11 protein-coding genes and 1 pseudogene are annotated in these 17,025 nt (G+C 40.1%); 2 read left to right on the top strand and 10 right to left on the bottom strand.

What is annotated here, in order from left to right; genetic code table 11:
• Positions 1–28: 28 nt before the first annotated feature.
• From BACCELL_RS09015 to BACCELL_RS09005, 3 genes and pseudogenes are all read right to left on the bottom strand, one after another.
• A complete protein-coding gene (locus BACCELL_RS09015) occupies positions 29–538 on the bottom strand; it encodes a flavin reductase family protein (protein ID WP_007211414.1) in 510 nt (169 codons plus the stop codon).
• Between the two features lie 178 nt (positions 539–716).
• On the bottom strand, positions 717–1,490 hold the full coding sequence (locus tag BACCELL_RS09010; protein WP_007211413.1) for a radical SAM protein: 774 nt from the start codon (positions 1,488–1,490) through the stop codon (positions 717–719).
• 92 nt (positions 1,491–1,582) lie between these two features.
• Positions 1,583–3,590, bottom strand: a pseudogene (locus BACCELL_RS09005) (helix-hairpin-helix domain-containing protein).
• Positions 3,591–3,698: 108 nt separating this feature from the next.
• On the opposite strand from BACCELL_RS09005, the gene BACCELL_RS09000 reads away from it, so the two are divergent.
• Complete coding sequence (locus BACCELL_RS09000) at positions 3,699–4,298, top strand: DUF4294 domain-containing protein (protein ID WP_007211410.1); 600 nt, start codon at positions 3,699–3,701, stop codon at positions 4,296–4,298.
• A gap of 12 nt (positions 4,299–4,310) precedes the next feature.
• Here the strand turns inward: BACCELL_RS09000 and BACCELL_RS08995 are convergent, their stop codons facing one another.
• Positions 4,311–5,138, bottom strand: coding sequence for an alpha/beta hydrolase (locus BACCELL_RS08995; RefSeq protein ID WP_007211409.1), 828 nt, complete (start codon positions 5,136–5,138; stop codon positions 4,311–4,313).
• Between the two features lie 189 nt (positions 5,139–5,327).
• Positions 5,328–5,855 (bottom strand): RNA methyltransferase, encoded by a 528-nt coding sequence (locus BACCELL_RS08990; RefSeq protein ID WP_007211408.1) that lies wholly within the window; start codon positions 5,853–5,855, stop codon positions 5,328–5,330.
• A gap of 615 nt (positions 5,856–6,470) precedes the next feature.
• Here BACCELL_RS08990 and nadA point away from each other — a divergent pair.
• Positions 6,471–7,409: a quinolinate synthase NadA gene (nadA, locus tag BACCELL_RS08985; RefSeq protein WP_007211405.1), complete on the top strand. Its 939-nt coding sequence runs from the start codon at positions 6,471–6,473 to the stop codon at positions 7,407–7,409.
• A 92-nt stretch (positions 7,410–7,501) separates the two neighbouring features.
• Here nadA and porZ read toward each other — a convergent pair whose 3' ends face one another.
• From porZ to BACCELL_RS08955, 5 genes are all read right to left on the bottom strand, one after another.
• The gene (gene porZ / locus BACCELL_RS08980) at positions 7,502–9,535 is read right to left on the bottom strand and encodes a type IX secretion system anionic LPS delivery protein PorZ (protein WP_007211404.1); all 2,034 of its coding nucleotides are present in this window, start codon (positions 9,533–9,535) and stop codon (positions 7,502–7,504) included.
• A gap of 65 nt (positions 9,536–9,600) precedes the next feature.
• A complete protein-coding gene (locus BACCELL_RS08975) occupies positions 9,601–10,185 on the bottom strand; it encodes a non-canonical purine NTP diphosphatase (protein WP_007211403.1) in 585 nt (194 codons plus the stop codon).
• A gap of 14 nt (positions 10,186–10,199) precedes the next feature.
• Positions 10,200–11,102, bottom strand: a complete 903-nt coding sequence (locus BACCELL_RS08970; protein ID WP_007211402.1) for a YitT family protein — start codon at positions 11,100–11,102, stop codon at positions 10,200–10,202.
• Positions 11,103–11,217: 115 nt separating this feature from the next.
• Entirely contained in the window at positions 11,218–14,055 is a 2,838-nt protein-coding gene (leuS, locus tag BACCELL_RS08965; RefSeq protein WP_007211401.1) for a leucine--tRNA ligase, read from the bottom strand.
• Positions 14,056–14,477: 422 nt separating this feature from the next.
• Positions 14,478–16,808, bottom strand: coding sequence for a glycoside hydrolase family 95 protein (locus BACCELL_RS08955; protein ID WP_007211399.1), 2,331 nt, complete (start codon positions 16,806–16,808; stop codon positions 14,478–14,480).
• Positions 16,809–17,025: the final 217 nt, after the last annotated feature.

Genomic DNA, 17,025 nt, shown 5'->3' with positions numbered 1-17,025 from the left:
ATTCCCTCCTTTATATTATTAAAGATATTTATTCTCTCATCCATGCTCCGGTAATCTCTGCCACATAAATATGATGCAAACCGCCATGGGCACCACCATACCATTGCTTACAAACACCTGGATCGATGAAACAATCTTCTTTCATTACATCCGTATAAAGCTTGCGGCATTCCAGACTGAGACGTCCTTGTTCAAAAAGAATATTTCCTTTTTCAGTAATAATAGGTTTCAGTCCCGTCTCTTTTACCTTGTCTACTTCCCTACCCGACTTGCTTCCACATATCTTATGGATAGCTCTGTTCTCTTCTCCCAGGAAAGAGAGCGTGAAGTATTCACTCTTCTCAATAAACTCAAACGTGTAACGTTCCGGACGGATAAAGACATAGACCACCGGTTTGTTCCATAGGAAGCCTATACCGCCCCAACTGGCAGTCATCGTATTGAAATGATCTTTATTACCTGCCGTCACCAGCATCCATTCTTTACCGATAACTTCAAAGAAGTTCTCTGAAAGGTCTTTAATTGCAATAGGTTTCATACTACTTATTTATTTTACTATAATCTTAATTCAAACTCTTTTCACTCTATTATTTTCCCGTTCGCAGAATATCTATACCCAACGTATTGGATATATAGATGGGACGCGCTGGATATATAGATCGGACACATTGGATATATAGGCCCAATACGTTGGATATATAGCTCCTGTAAACCGCTTAATAAGAAACACTAACCGGAATGCCTGCTTCTTTAATTAAAGCGGCAATGCGGTCCAGTTCCTCATGAGTAGCCTTACATAAATCATGGTCAGGCGTTTCACGATCAATAGTATAAATCATCACCTGACGGGGTTTTATCTCTTTCACAACCTCCAGCCACGGAAGAACGTACTTATCCGAAGTATTATCCACGTCTTTCCCCTGATAACTGCCTTTCATGAACATGGTCTGAATAATGCAGTTGCCTTGAAAAGCTTTCATATGTTCTACGATTTCGCCTACGGAATAATGCCCTGTAGGCCGATCCACAGTATGAATATAATCCTTGTCTACTGTATCGAGTTTCAAGATGTTGTTATCTATCTTATTCAGCGCATCAAACACCGCAGGGCGGTGAATAAAGGTGGAATTACTCAATACACTGACTTTGGCATTCGGGAAATACTTATCACGAAGCATCAACGTATCTTCTATGATTTCAGGGAAATGCGGATGAGCTGTAGGTTCACCGTTTCCGGCAAAGGTCAATACATCCGGTTGAGGCCCATTCTGTTGCATATCCTGCAATCTGGCTTCAAGGGCATTGCGGACCTCTTCGCGGGTAGGTAATGCTTTCTTGGGACGATGGTCTGCATTGAAACCACATTCACAATAAATGCAGTCGAATGAACACACCTTACCATCTTCCGGCAATAAGTTAATCCCTAAGGATACTCCCAAACGGCGGGAATGAACAGGACCGAAAATGGGAGATGGATAAATTACAGTCATTTTATTTACGATTTGACAATTGACGATTCAAATTACTGAATTACTGTAAAAACCGGATACAGTATTTTCAGCGTTTATAACGGCAAAGTTAACTAAATCTTTATACGAAGCTGCATTTGTAAGTCGGCTTTTTTGTTTCCTTGTATCAGGTCGTTACCCGAACCAATATTCTCACGGTCTTCGTAGATAGTCTGCGCGAATTTAACAAGGAACATAAAAACTTTGTTCACATCATACCGGGCACAGGCAGAAAAGCGAAATCCTTGTCCAATAAAACGAAGGTGTATAGAAGGTATAAAGCAAACCTTTTTCGGAAGCATAAATACGGGAATCGTAATCATCCGTATGGAAATAAGTGCCCTGCACAGATATCTTTATGGGAAAAGAAAAAGCATACGAGCAGGATTGTGTAAACTGATATCCCTGGCTTCCCTCCTGCCCCCGGGAATGAAAATGATTATAATCCACCGTTGTTCGTAACTGTAGATGATCCGGTGAATAAGCCAGTCGGTAACGAAGGCGGTGCTGATAAGTAGGAAGGATAACTTTTCCATCCGTTCCCGCTACGTCTCTCTCTTTTCGCTTATAGCGATAGTTAACATACATAGATAAATTTCGCTTAGGAGAATAGATTGACTGAAACATGCCATCCACACCTTGCGACGGTTTACTGATGCGGTATTTCCACCAGGGAAAAGAAAACAAATCCAGCGAAGCGAAGAATTTCCAATGTGCTAAAGGTGATGCTTCGGCAGCCAGATACCAGCCATTTTCATTTTGCGGTGTACTACTTTCACCAAACGAACGTGCAAACATTGCCCAGTAATCATGACTATAATATCTATGAACAATCAGCAGTTGATAACCGGTTAATATATTATATTTCAATTGATTCAGTAGTGAATAACCTTGTTTGCCCATAGCCGCTTCACCTGTCAGAGTAAATCGATTCCAGCGATATTTATAATCTACACCCACATTATGAAAGTAATTCCCTTGCAAATTATACTTGGCATAGGTTCTTAACTCCGGTTGATAACTACGGTTAAAAAAGTAGTAAATGCCTGTCATTCCTACTTTTAGATTGTTCTTTTCATAGGTAATATTCCCACCCAGCAACTGTAAAGTGAAAGCATTTACTTTATCCGCTTCCTTCTCCATACGATGCAATCCGGTTTTATAAATAGAGGTAATTTCATTCCCTTCTATGACTCCATCCATAGAACGATGTGAATAAAAACCGGATAGTTGAAGTGCAGGGATAACCTCCACTGTTGCCGCAGCACCCCTGAAATAATTATATTCATCCGTTGAGCTGTGCTTCCGGATGCCACCACTACGGTTATCCACCGTTGAGAGAGAATAAGTTTTCCCTAAACGGAAATCAGTGCTGACTACTAGCCCTTGTCCGAAACTTAATCTGTAATTTCCCAATGCCAACGTTTTCAACTTACCCAGATTACGAAGCAGAAAGTAGATAGAATAATAATCATATCCTTTTTCATTATGCAGGGCAAAGAAAGGTTCTCCTGCATCCTTTTCGGCCGTAATTCCCATTTGAAGATAGTCTCCGTAGCGATACCCATATCTTAGAGAGTGGTACATTGCAGGCCCCAGATAATTCTTCTGATAACCTTTACGGGTATAGAAAGGTACATCCAGCCGGGTTAATACCTCCTGTTTACCATATTTCAACAGACTTTTCAACCGGGGAAAACCTATCTTTTCGGGCACAGGATGTACACAAACAAAAGGGAGAAGCAGGTCGATGGTATGCTTATCCACCTCTTCCACCAATTGCAGTTCATAAATGGTTTGCATCTGCCCGTGTATATACACATAAGCCAAGATATTTTCAATCTGAATATCCGAAAGAAAAGGAAATTGCTCTAATTCACGTTTAGTAGTAACATTGATATTAACAGGTTCCTGCAGGCGATTGGATAGCTCTTCAAGTTCATCTTCCCAGTTCTTTTCTTCTTCATCCATAGAGAGTTGCTCTATATTCTCTTCCCACAAGGACACATTTGTATTTTGAGCTTCAAGTACAGGAGTCATCAGCAGCATACTCAGAAAAACTCCCAACTTGAGTAATTTCATTCGTGTAAATAAGTTTAATTGTCGCGAAATTACCATAAATAAGTTAACACGACAAGGAAAACATCGACAATCGGACCAAATATAAAGATAAACACTTAATTTTGTGGCATGAACGCACGACTGAACATATTCATCATCGTAGTCTTCCTTCTGTTCGGAACTTCTCTATGCCAGGCACAGGAAACGAAAACCGAAGGATACCTGGTTCCTATGTGCGTTTACGAAGGAGACACTATCCCGTATATAAAGATACCCACCGTTTATATTTTCAAACCTCTCAAATTCAAGAACAAGAAACAGTTGAATGAATATAACCGACTGGTATATAACGTAAAGAAGGTATTGCCTATCTCCAAAGAAATCAACCGTGCAGTTATTGAAACTTACGAATATATGATGACTTTACCCGATGAGAAGAGCCGTCAGAAACACATGAAAGCAGTAGAGAAAAGTCTGAAAGAACAATATACTCCACGCATGAAAAAGCTTTCTTTCTCTCAAGGAAAGTTATTAATCAAGTTAGTGGACCGTCAAACCAATTCCACGGGTTACGAACTGGTAAAAGCCTTCATGGGACCTTTTAAAGCAGGTTTCTATCAGACTTTCGCCGCACTGTTCGGTGCCAGTCTGAAAAAACAATATGATCCCACTGGAGATGATGCGCTTACCGAACGGGTTATTCTGTTAGTAGAAAGCGGACAGCTTTAAAATAGAAGTATCCTACTCCTTATTTATGTAATTTTTCAATCCCAACAACCCCCTGTAATAACCTTCAAAGATCGTATGACTGTGTTTTTCTATATTCAAAGAATCATAGTTCAAAACAATCTTCGGACAAGTGGATAAAATCTTTATTGCCTCCTCTGTGGCAGGCTTAAATGACTCTTCTATTTTATCCTTCTTCCCGCTTGCCAGATACATATAAAGTTGGTTAGCCCCTTTGTACTCTTTAGTAAATTCTGAAAGTTTATCAATCATCATCTTCTTGCTATACATATAGTTAGGAGATACAGACAGAATACATTGAAACAAACCGGGATTGCTAAGTAAAGCATACGTCACAAACGTACCGCCTAACGAATGTCCTACCAGTATATTCCGCGAACCCGTATTATATCTGCTCTTTATAAAAGGAATAATTTCCTTTTCCAGAGATAACAATAAAGAATCTCCCTTTCCAGGATCATCATACCCCTTTACCGATTCTTCATCCGTATAAGGAGGAGTTAATTCACTCTGCCTGTTAGGATTCGAAATACCAACGATTATACAGGGAACACCCGGATACAACAATTCAAAGGTGGAACAAAACAAATTGAAAGTAGGCGGATATTGAGCGTCGAATACATAGATAGTCAACAATGAATCACTCTTCAACATAGCATCTACCCCACTCCGGTATACTTGTAGTTCGCGTGAATCATCGAAATATTCAGAGTCATAAATATACCTGTCGCCCAATGGCTGCAACGAATAAAAGTCTGCTTGCGCTTTACCATTCCAGTTATGGAAAATACAGAATAAAAGAATTAATAAAACCTTTTTCATAGTTTGAACCCTCCTGTTGATATGATGTTAAGAACATTGTTAGTAATGAAAAACAGTCATTATAGAAAACCATGTATTTCAAATACTTATCTATGTTGAAAACTTCTATGAACCATTGTTCATTTCTCTATTGATAAGGACATGATAACCACTGTTTGAACAGGGTTCAAACAACTTATCAACACCTTGTTATTTCAGTTTCTTGAATAAATCCCAGATAACGATACCGGCAGTTACAGATACGTTCAATGAGTGCTTCGTACCATATTGGGGTATCTCAATACATCCATCGGAATGGTCAATAACCTCCTGCTGAACTCCTTTCACCTCATTGCCCATAACTACTGCATACTTCTTAGTACGGTCTAAAGACAGCTCATCCAGCATGATACTGCCTTCCGCCTGCTCTACAGAATAAACAGTATATCCTTCCTTTTTAAGGTTATCAACAGCTTCAACACAGTTATCAACATACTTCCAGTCGACAGTGAATTCAGCACCTAAAGCTGTTTTATGCATCTCAGGATGGGGCGGAGTAGCTGTAATGCCACACAGGTAAATACATTCCACCCGGAAAGCATCCGAAGTACGAAATACAGAACCAATGTTATGAAGACTGCGGATATTATCCAATACCACCACCAGGGGCAGCTTCTCAGCTTCCTTAAACTCCTCTATACTAATACGATTCAGTTCTGTTATTTTCAGTTTACGCATAACAACTATACTCTTTAAATGGCTTTTATTAATAGATTGATTTACAAAGACTTGTTGAACACAAGTGTTTTATTTGCACCACACTTGTGTTTCATTTATACAACACAAGCATTACAGACAAGCCACACAAGTGTAGAACAAACAACGTACTTATACGTTATCTTTTTATTCCTGTTGCAAAGATACTTCTTTCCGTTCACATCCCTGTTAATAACCGTTGAAAAGCTGTCAAAAGAGTAGGGAAAGAAATTCAAAAATAATTCTTGCAATATTCAAAACAACGTATATGCACCCACCAGAATGAACATTCCAAAAAAGTTAAGAGAAACTTTCCGAGGTTATATAAACACATTTTTCAGCCCTATTACACCGGTTTATAACCATAAAGTTATTAACTTTGCACTTTATCAACAAGGTGTTGAAAGAGTTTTATAGATGGCTTATTATCAAGAGATATACCTTTTATTTGCCCGTTGATAACATACGGATAAAGTTTTATCTCATACTAATAACTTCATAGACAAGAAAAATCGTATTTACTTGTCGACACTATTAACAGCCTATCATCACCATCAAAGGATTTTTAAATTAGAAAGAGAAATAAAAAATATAATTATGAATAATCTCATAGAAGCTATCAAGCAACTTAAAAAGGAGAAGAACGCGATTATTCTGGGGCATTACTACCAGAAAGGGGAAATACAGGATATAGCCGATTACGTCGGCGATAGTCTGGCATTGGCTCAATGGGCAGCCAAAACGGAAGCGGATATCATTGTGATGTGCGGTGTTCACTTTATGGGTGAAACGGCCAAGGTGCTTTGTCCGAATAAGAAAGTGCTGGTTCCTGATATGGCAGCCGGTTGTTCGTTGGCGGACAGTTGTCCGGCGGACAAGTTCAGTCAGTTTGTCAAAGAGCATCCCGGATATACGGTGATATCTTACGTGAATACGACAGCCGCCGTGAAAGCAGTGACGGATGTTGTGGTAACTTCTACCAATGCGAAGCAGATCGTGGAAAGTTTCCCCAAAGATGAGAAAATAATCTTTGGTCCTGACAGAAACCTGGGGAATTATATTAACTCTATCACGGGGCGCAATATGTTATTATGGGACGGCGCATGCCATGTACACGAACAATTCTCGGTTGAAAAGATTGTTGAATTAAAAGCGCAGCATCCCGATGCAGTGGTCTTGGCACATCCCGAATGTAAGAGTGTAGTTTTGAAGTTGGCTGATGTGGTAGGTTCAACCGCAGCATTGCTGAAGTATGCAGTGAATCATCCCGAGAAAGAGTATATTGTTGCTACCGAATCGGGCATCCTTCATGAGATGCAGAAGAAATGTCCGCAAACGACGTTTATTCCGGCTCCTCCTAACGATAGTACCTGTGCCTGCAATGAATGTAGCTTCATGAGATTAAATACGCTGGAAAAGCTTTATAATTGCCTGAAAGACGAATCTCCGGAAATAACAGTAGATCCTGAAATTGCTGAGAAAGCAGTGAAGCCTATCAAGAGGATGCTGGAGATTTCGGCAAAACTGGGGCTTTGATAAAGTGGTAGATTGATAAGAGTGGTAAAGTGATAGAGGTGATAAAGTGATAAGAGTAATGTCACCCTATCACCTCTATCACTTTACCACCCTTATTCTCCTCTTATAAATGCAATTTTTGTAACAATCCCCTCTTTTCCTTCACTGTCTGCGGCAAGTACCATATATATTCCTGTTGTCACTCTCCTACCTTGTTTATTTCTTCCGTCCCAGGTGAATTGCCCTCCCAGGGAAGTACCTTGGTAAATAAGATGTCCGGCAGTATCTACAATCTTCACATCACTGTCGTAAACCATTCCCGTAACAGTAATTACTCCGCTGTAGTCCGGACGTACCGGATTAGGATAAGCACGTACATTACTCTCTTTAAAGCTGTTTTCAGCCTCTGTAGCGTCACTTTGGTAAGAAACGAGCCCCTTACCTGTTCCGATGAAGACTTCGCCGGTACGGGGATGTATGGCAATAGATACGATGCTATTGGAAAGCAGCGGACTGTTTTCTTCCGTAAAGTGATGAATCGTTTCCATTCCATCCGCACTTATCAGGTAAATTCCATTGGATGCTGTACCTATCCACTTTCTGTTGGCACCATCTATTGCAATGGCATTAATCGCTTCGTTCACCAGTAAGAAATCAGCCAACCCGCTGTCGTCATTGCGCGGAACTTTAATCTGTGTACAATAGAAATTATCATTGAAATAGCGGGAAGGATTATTCAGTACCAAAGGACCTCTGTTAGTACCGATCCAGATGACTCCCTCTTTATCCTCGGCAATGCAATAAACTGCCAACTGTTCTAAAAGGGCTCCGTCCTGATTCGTAAACCGGGTAATGAACCTGTGCTGGTCGTCCGAAGTATCCGCTATAGTACCGTTATAATTCAAGCAGAACAATCCTCCCGACTCTATACGCGAAGAAGTAGCCCACAGCCAACCTCTTTTATCAAAGATAGTTCGTCCGAAATTACTTGCCTTTACTATTTCCGGATAATGAAGACTTGCCCAGTCACCATTTTTCATCAATACACTCACTGCATGTTGTGTCTCGCAACTCACCATCCAAAGGTTATTTTCTTTGTCATAAATCAGTCCGTTCACGCGTACATAACTATCTGCCCAAGGTTCATTAGGTACAGCACTTTCCAACGGACTGTTATGCATACTATACCAGTTTATGAACTTCCCATCTTTAAATTCGTAAATCCCTTCTCCTGCCGATGCAGCAAAATGATGAGCAACGTCTTTAGGATCCTGCACAATACAGTTTATATCATCGTATCGATGTTTGGTTTGTTCACTGATGCCTTCTTCCTGAAAACTGTTCCAGGTATTATTTTCAAAGGTCATAATGGTTCCGGGCCTGTCAAGTCTGTTGGCTATATGTCCTCCTCCGGTAATCAGCAATCGTTCTCCGGCAAAATTCATATAATACGGATAGTTCCGCACAGGACTATTCGGAGTAATGTTTTCGGGCACTTCTCCTTTGAAAGGAATATCGTGGTATTGCGAGAGGAATTCAGAGGTATTATCCGACACTTTCTTCCAGTTCTTAATATCCAGTAGATTATCTGTCAATAACCCTGCAAACAATCCTTCGGAAGTAGCGGCATAAAGATGATTATCCGATACATTACATGCCAGAACGTTTTTATTCAGAGGATAGTAATTGCTGATTTCCCGCTTTTTCAGATTGATACAAAGAATACCCGATGCAGTGGATAAATACGTGTATTCCTTATAAAAACAAGCGTGGTTGACCGTCTTATCCTGTGTCATATTCTTGTTTTTATAATCGGGAAGGTTATAGATATCCTCCTCATTCACCAACAGGTCTATATTCGCATTGGAATAAATAATGACCAATGATTTATAGGCTGACTGGTAAGCAATATAAGATATTTCCGTATCGCTTAGTGGAAAAGATTTTGAATAAGTTCGTATGCTGGTATCTTCTTTATCATAAGCATATAAATCACCATTGGCAAGGATGAAGAGTTTACTTCCAATGACTTCACTGCGGGTAGGATTATGATAAGAAAGGTAAGTTTGCCACTCTCCTATCGCATTTTGCGAATAGGCAGGCAGAAGATAGATTAAGCAGAGAAGAAATATATATTGAAATCTCATAAAATCAGAGTTATATTAGTTTGTAAGCAACACACTTACAAACTAATAACTCTATATTTACGGGTTTATTGTATGCTATTAAGGAATTTGCAAAGTTTGTTTGTAGCTATGGCACGGTGGCTGATTTTGTTTTTCAGTTCGTTGCCCATTTCTGCAAAAGTCTGCGTATATCCTTCGGGAACAAATATAGGATCATATCCGAAACCTGAGTTTCCTTTTCTGGTTTTGATAATTTCTCCTTTGATTACACCTTCGAACAAATGCTCTTTTCCGTCGATAATCAGTGCAAATGCAGTGCGGAATTGCGCTTTCCGGTTCTCTATTCCTTCCATGGCATACAGCAGTTTTAGCATATTTGCTTCTGCATTATGTCCGTCTCCGGCATAGCGTGCCGAGTAAACTCCCGGTTCTCCGTTTAAAGCTTCTACTTCCAGACCGGTATCATCGGCAAAACAATCCATCTGGTAGTTTTCATAAATGTACTGTGCTTTCAGTAAAGCGTTTCCTTCCAAAGTATCGGCAGTTTCAGGTATGTCCGTATGGCAATGAATGTCTTTCAGACTAAGAAGTTCTATTCTGTTACCTAAAATAGCGGTTACTTCTTCCAATTTGTGTGCATTGTTTGTGGCAAATACGAATTTATGTTTCATATGTTGATTGGTTCTTATTTCACTTTCAGTCGGTCAAAACCTTCTCCATAGACTCCGATAACGGAACTTTGAGAGATAAATGCGTTTGGGTCAATGTCTTTCACCAAACGGAAAATATCAATTGACTGGCGCTTATAAGCTAATACAACGAGTACTTTTACATTGTGTTTACTGTACCATCCTATACCGTCCAGAACGGTTACGCCGCGGTGTGTCTCTTTCGTAATGCGGTCGGCAATCTTTTCATATTCTTTGGAGAAGATAAAGAATTGCACAGACTGGCGGGCACTGTTCACAATATAATCTAACACGAAACCGATAACAAACAAAGTTACAAAACCAAATATCACGCGTCTCCAGTCATGGAATACGAAGTAACAGGAGCTGATGATAATCACATCGCAAAGCATAACCATACGTCCCAGTGTGACGTCTTTATACTTATGTATGATAGCGGCAATAATATCCGTTCCTCCCGTGCTTCCGTTGCAATTGAATACGATTCCAAGGCCTGCACCGCACATGACGGCACCTATCATACAAGCCATGAAATCCTGCCCCGGTCCCAGTATAAGCGGTGGTGTATTGTCGGGACCATTCACAAGCATTTGGAAAAACCATAAAAAGAATGTTAGCCCGAAGATGGCGAACGTGGTTTTAATACTGAATTTAGGACCCAGTATTTTAATGGCAAATGTCATTAAGACAGCATTGATGATGAAGTATGACCATTGAATAGGAAAGTCCGTGGCGTAATAGATGATTGCACCGATACCCGTAGTTCCTCCTGTCGTTATCTGATAAGGAATCAGAAACAACGCCCATCCCAAGGCATAACTGATAAGACCGACAGTGATGAAGATATAGTCTCGCAACTCTCTCATCATTTCGGCTTTGGTTGGTTTTGTGATTTGCATATTAATCAGTTACAAGATATTAACTACGAGTTACAAGTTACGAGCTACAAGGGAGCGAGTCAAGTTACCTTTTCTCTCTCTACTTGTAGCTTATAGCCCGTAGCTCGTAACTAATTTATTTAATAACAATGTTTACGATCTTCTTCGGGACGACAATCACTTTCACTACTGATTTGCCTTCCATCCATTTAGATGAACGTTCATCTGCCAATACGGTGCTTTGAATGGCTTCTGATGTTTCGTCAGCAGGGAATTCCATATTGAAGCGTGCCTTGCCATTGAAAGATATGGTGTAGTTGATTGTATCTTCCACCAGGTATTCTTCGTTGTAAGCAGGCCACTTGGCATCGCAAACTGAGTCTGCATGGCCCAGTGTATCCCACAACTCTTCACATACGTGCGGAGCGAAAGGAGCCAATACAATAACCAGTTGATTCAATATTTCTTTCTTGCTGCATTTCAAACTGAATAACTCGTTTACGCAGATCATGAAAGCACTGACGGAAGTATTGTAAGAGAACTGTTCAATATCACCCGTTACTTTCTTAATCAGTTTATGCAAAGATTTCAGTTCTTCCTTGGTTGCAGGTTCATCCGTCACTATATAACTGCCGTTACGGTCGTAGAACAGTGACCAGAACTTCTTGATGAAGCGGTATACACCATCGATACCATTCGTATCCCAAGGCTTGGATTGCTCTACCGGACCGAGGAACATCTCGTACATACGCAATGTATCCGCACCGTATTTCTCAACAATCATGTCGGGATTAACGACGTTGAACATGGATTTACTCATCTTCTCCACAGCCCAGCCGCAGATGTATTTACCATCTTCCAGGATAAACTCAGCGTTGGCAAATTCAGGACGCCATGCTTTGAAAGCTTCAAGATCCAGAATATCATTGGATACGATATTTACATCCACATGGAGTGGGGTAGTGTCGTACTGATCCTTCAGATTCAGAGAAACGAACTTATTGCTGTCTTTGATACGGTAAACGAAGTTACTCCGTCCCTGTATCATACCTTGATTAACCAACTTCTGGAATGGTTCTTCTACGATAGACACTCCTACATCGTGCAGGAATTTATTCCAGAAACGTGAATAAATCAAGTGTCCTGTAGCATGTTCCGTACCACCTACATAGAGGTCGACACTTCTCCAATATTCATCTATTTTCTTATCAACCAATGTTTTATTGTTATGCGGGTCCATATAGCGCAGATAGTAAGCGCTGGAACCTGCAAAGCCCGGCATAGTATTCAGTTCAAGAGGGAATACGGTGACGTTATCTATCTTTTCATTCTCTACCACACATTTGTTTACAGTGTCCCAAGCCCATTTGGTAGCGTGTCCCAACGGTGGTTCTCCGGTTTCGGTAGGAAGGAATTTGGCAACTTCCGGCAATTCAAGCGGCAAACTACTTTCGTCGATCATATAAGGCATTCCATCCTTGTAGTAAACCGGGAACGGTTCGCCCCAGTAGCGCTGACGGGAGAAGATAGCGTCACGAAGACGATAATTCACCTTTACGCGTCCCAGATTATGTTCTTTTACGTAGTTCTTGGTCTTTTCGATAGCTTCTTTGATGGTCAGTCCGTTCAATGTAAGATCACAGTAAGGAGTTACATCAGGTCTCGGAGAGTTGCAAACGATACCTTCTTTGGCATCAAAGCTTTCTTCGCTGACATCACAACCTTCTACCAACGGACGGATCTCCAATCCGAAATGTTTGGCGAAAGCATAGTCACGACTATCGTGTGCAGGTACAGCCATGATGGCACCTGTACCATAACCGGCAAGTACATAGTCGCTAATCCAGATGGGCACTGCCTCACCTGTGAAAGGATTAATGGCATAACTTCCGGAGAATACACCCGTCACGCTGCGGTCTGTAATACGATCACGCTCGGTACGTTTCTTTGTGCGTTCCAGATAAGCGTTAACTTCGTCCTTTTGTTCAGGAGTAGTCAACTGGGCTACCAATTCGCTTTCCGGCGCCAACACCATGAAAGTAACACCGAACATCGTATCTGCACGGGTCGTGAAGATGGTAAATTCCAGATCGCTGTCTTTTACTTTGAACTGTACTTCGGCACCTTCGCTGCGACCGATCCAGTTTCTTTGAGTTTCTTTCAGAGAATCTGTCCAGTCGATGGTATCCAGTCCGTCCAACAAGCGTTGTGAATAGGCAGAAACGCGAAGACACCATTGACGCATCTTCTTCTGAACTACGGGGAAACCTCCGCGTTCGGATACACCGTCTATCACTTCATCGTTGGCCAGAACCGTACCCAATTGGGCACACCAGTTTACCATCGTTTCACCCAGATAGGCGATGCGATAGTTCATCAGGATTTCCTGTTTCTCTTTCTCGCTCTTGGCTTTCCATTCTTCGGCAGTGAAGCTGAGTTCTTCGCCACAAGCCACATTCATGCCGTTGGTACCTATTTGTTCGAAGGCCTGTATCAGTTCTTCGATAGGGCGAGCCTGCTTTTCATCATTGCAATAATAGCTGTTGAACATCTTCTGGAATGCCCATTGCGTCCAATGATAATATTCCGGTTCGCACGTACGGATTTCGCGGTTCCAGTCAAAACAGAAACCTATCTTATCCAACTGCTCACGGTAGCGGTCGATATTGTTGATCGTAGTAATTGCAGGATGTTGTCCCGTTTGTATAGCATATTGTTCGGCGGGAAGTCCGTAAGCATCATATCCCATGGGATTTAGTACATTGAAGCCCTGCAGTCGTTTGTAACGAGCATAAATGTCCGAAGCAATGTATCCCAGCGGGTGTCCTACGTGTAGGCCCGCACCGGAGGGGTAGGGGAACATGTTTAGTACATAGTACTTCTGCTTCGTCTCATCTTCCTTCACTTGGTAGGTTTTCTCTTCTACCCACCTTTTCTGCCACTTCTTTTCAATCTCCCTGAAATTGTACTCCATAATGGTTTTCTTTCGTTATTTTATGGTTGATACTTAGTTATATACTTTATTAAACGGTGCAAATTTACGGGTTTATTTTCAGATTCATAGCTTAGTACAACAAAAAAGTATTTGTCTGTACCATACCAGGGATACACTTGCTCCGTACCAAAGCCGTACTTTCTCCGTGTAGAAGTACTTTTGACCGAAGAATGTACGGAGCAAGTACGGTTCGGATACGTTTCAGACAGGTAGCGGAACATTTGAAAATATATATTTTTTCCTGTTTAGTGATATCTAAAGACACAAAAAAGCCAACTAATTCACAATGAATTAGTTGGCTTTAGCTTTACTATTGAAAGAATATTCCTGCAATATTGAAAAGAAACTATTTACTGATAAACACTTTTGTTAGTTTAAAACAATTTATAAATCAGTATAGATTAGAAAGTTACTTGATAACTTTTCCCTGCTTCCGTTGATAGTTCTTTTACTTTTCCCTCATACCGCAGAAGACATTTCTCTCCCTTTAAGGATTTTATATTAGTGGAGATGAGTTTTCCGGCTTTCCATTCCATATCAAAAACAAATGCACCACGTGCACACAAGCCCGTCACTTTTCCATCTTTCCAGGCAGTAGGTAATGAAGGCAACAAGTCAATATAATCTGTATGACTTTGAAGTATCAATTCAATCATTGCCAAAGGAACTCCCATCATATCGCCTACTTGTGGACGACCGTGAGCATCGACAAACATATTAGGGTATGCTTTTGTGAAATAATTGTGCTGCATCATATCTAAACTCTTATCACCCTCTTTCAAACGAGCAAGCATAGAAGTAACCCATCCTAAGCTCCAACCTTGGGCATGATAATTATGATTTAATCTGTAATCCAAAGATTTACGTACAGCATCAACAAGATGCGGAGTTTTGTCTTGAGTAATTCTGTTTCCTGGCATCATACCCCACAAGTGCGAAATATGACGATGTCCCGGTTCTGTTTCTTCTGACTCTTCTGTCCACTCCATCAAACGTCCATCGTTAGCAATAGTTGGCATACTAAGTTTTTTCATACTTGCTTCAACTTCAACTGTTTCTTCGTTGTTAATGCCTAATATTTTGCATGCTTCAAGAAAATCTCTAAATGTATTCCATATAATTTCTTGGTCGTAAGTACAGCCCATAGTTAAACTTGCAACTTTTCCATTTACTTTAAAACGATTTTCGGGAGATGCAGTAGGACCAGATACAAGTTTTCCACTTCGTGGGTCAGGGACAAGCCAATCAACGAAGAATAATGCAGTTTCTCTTAATATAGGTAAAGCTCTTGTTTTTAAAAATTCTTTGTCAAGAGTATATCTGTAATGTTCCATGTGGTGTAAGCATAGCCATGCAGCATTTGTGATAGACATACCCCAGTGTGCTTTGAGGAAAGTGGGAGGAGCATAAAACCAGGCATCAGTACGATGACCTGCAACTGAGCCTCTTTTAGTTCCAAACATAACTTGGGCTGTCTCTTTTCCATTCTTAATAAGATTCTCTGTCAATGTAAATATAGGTTCATGACATTCAGACAAATTAGCTTGTTCGGCAAACCAATAAGCTTCTTGTATATTTACGTTGATATGGAAATTAGATCTCCAAGGAGCTAACATTAATGGATTCCAAATTCCTTGAAGATTCATAGGCAAGCCACCCTTTCTTGAAGATGAGATAAACAAATATCTGCAATAATTGTAGTATTCAAACAGTAGTTCCGAATCTATCTGCCCACTTGCCGCCAACTGAATGCGCTTGTCGATAGGGTTATTATTAACAGGTGTGTTAAATGTAATATCAAATGACGAACGATTGTATAATGCTGAATATTCGTCAATGTGAGTTTGTTTAAGTTTTTTGTAACCTAACTTTTGTGCTTGCGATAATTGCTTTTCGCAAATCTTTTTACGATTATGAGTTAAAACATTCTTCGTATCGTGTATATTGTAATCTGTGCTAATAGCTATCATTATTGTTACACTATTGGCATTGTTTATTTCTATATCTGTTTCGTTAGCTTTTATTTTACCGCCTTCGTTATAATAGTTAATTATTCCTTCAAACTTCACACCTACAAACTCTCCATTTTCAGCATAGGCTTGTCCTTGTACGTATTGACTACGATTGTTTTCTGCCTTTGTAGTTGCTCCAAACGGACGTGTATATTTAGATTTAAACGAAACTTGTCCCGGTTTGTCGGCAGTGATTCTCACAACCATTACTTCATTTGGTTTACTTACAAAAGCCTCACGGGTATAGGTTACACCGTTTTGTGTGTAGCTTACATAAGTTATGGCTTTTGTGTAGTCCAACCATCGTTTGTAGTTGCTTATTGCTCCTTTATCTTTAAAATCAATATTCAAGAATCCAAAAGGTTGATAACTTCTCGCATTTTCGTGTACTCCATCTGCGAACTCTTTCTCACAAACGATTACTGCTTCTTCATATTTTCCGTTGAAAATAAGATTACGCATTTTATTGATTAATTCGGGACCTTTAGGATTGTTTGGAGGAAGTGGAGGACCACACCAAATTGTATTCTCATTAATCACAATTTGTTCTGTTGAAGGATCACCAAAAATCATACCTCCAATTCTACCGTTACCTATTGGCAATGCCGATTTCCAATCAGATGCTGGTTGTGCATACCAAAAATGGCTACATTTGTCTTGTGCAAACGTTAGCTGCAAACTTGACATAAGCAAGATAATTACAAATAGTAAATTTCTCATAAATTGTTTTTATTATGTTATTCATGCGAATCAAAAGTTGAAAGATTACTACTGATTCATTGTTAAGATTTTGTAATTCAGTTAATTATCTTATTTGTTTACTGTGCTTGGATATAATTTTCTGAACCATTGATTGCAACTACTTCATCAAAAAAAAGGGTTTTCAAATTTGATTAAATAATTGTATTTTCATCACTGTTATTTTTTCGACTAAACT

The sequence above is a fragment of the Bacteroides cellulosilyticus DSM 14838 genome, from assembly GCF_000158035.1.
Lineage (GTDB): Bacteria > Bacteroidota > Bacteroidia > Bacteroidales > Bacteroidaceae > Bacteroides > Bacteroides cellulosilyticus.
This window is presented reverse-complemented; position numbering and strand designations above follow the sequence as displayed.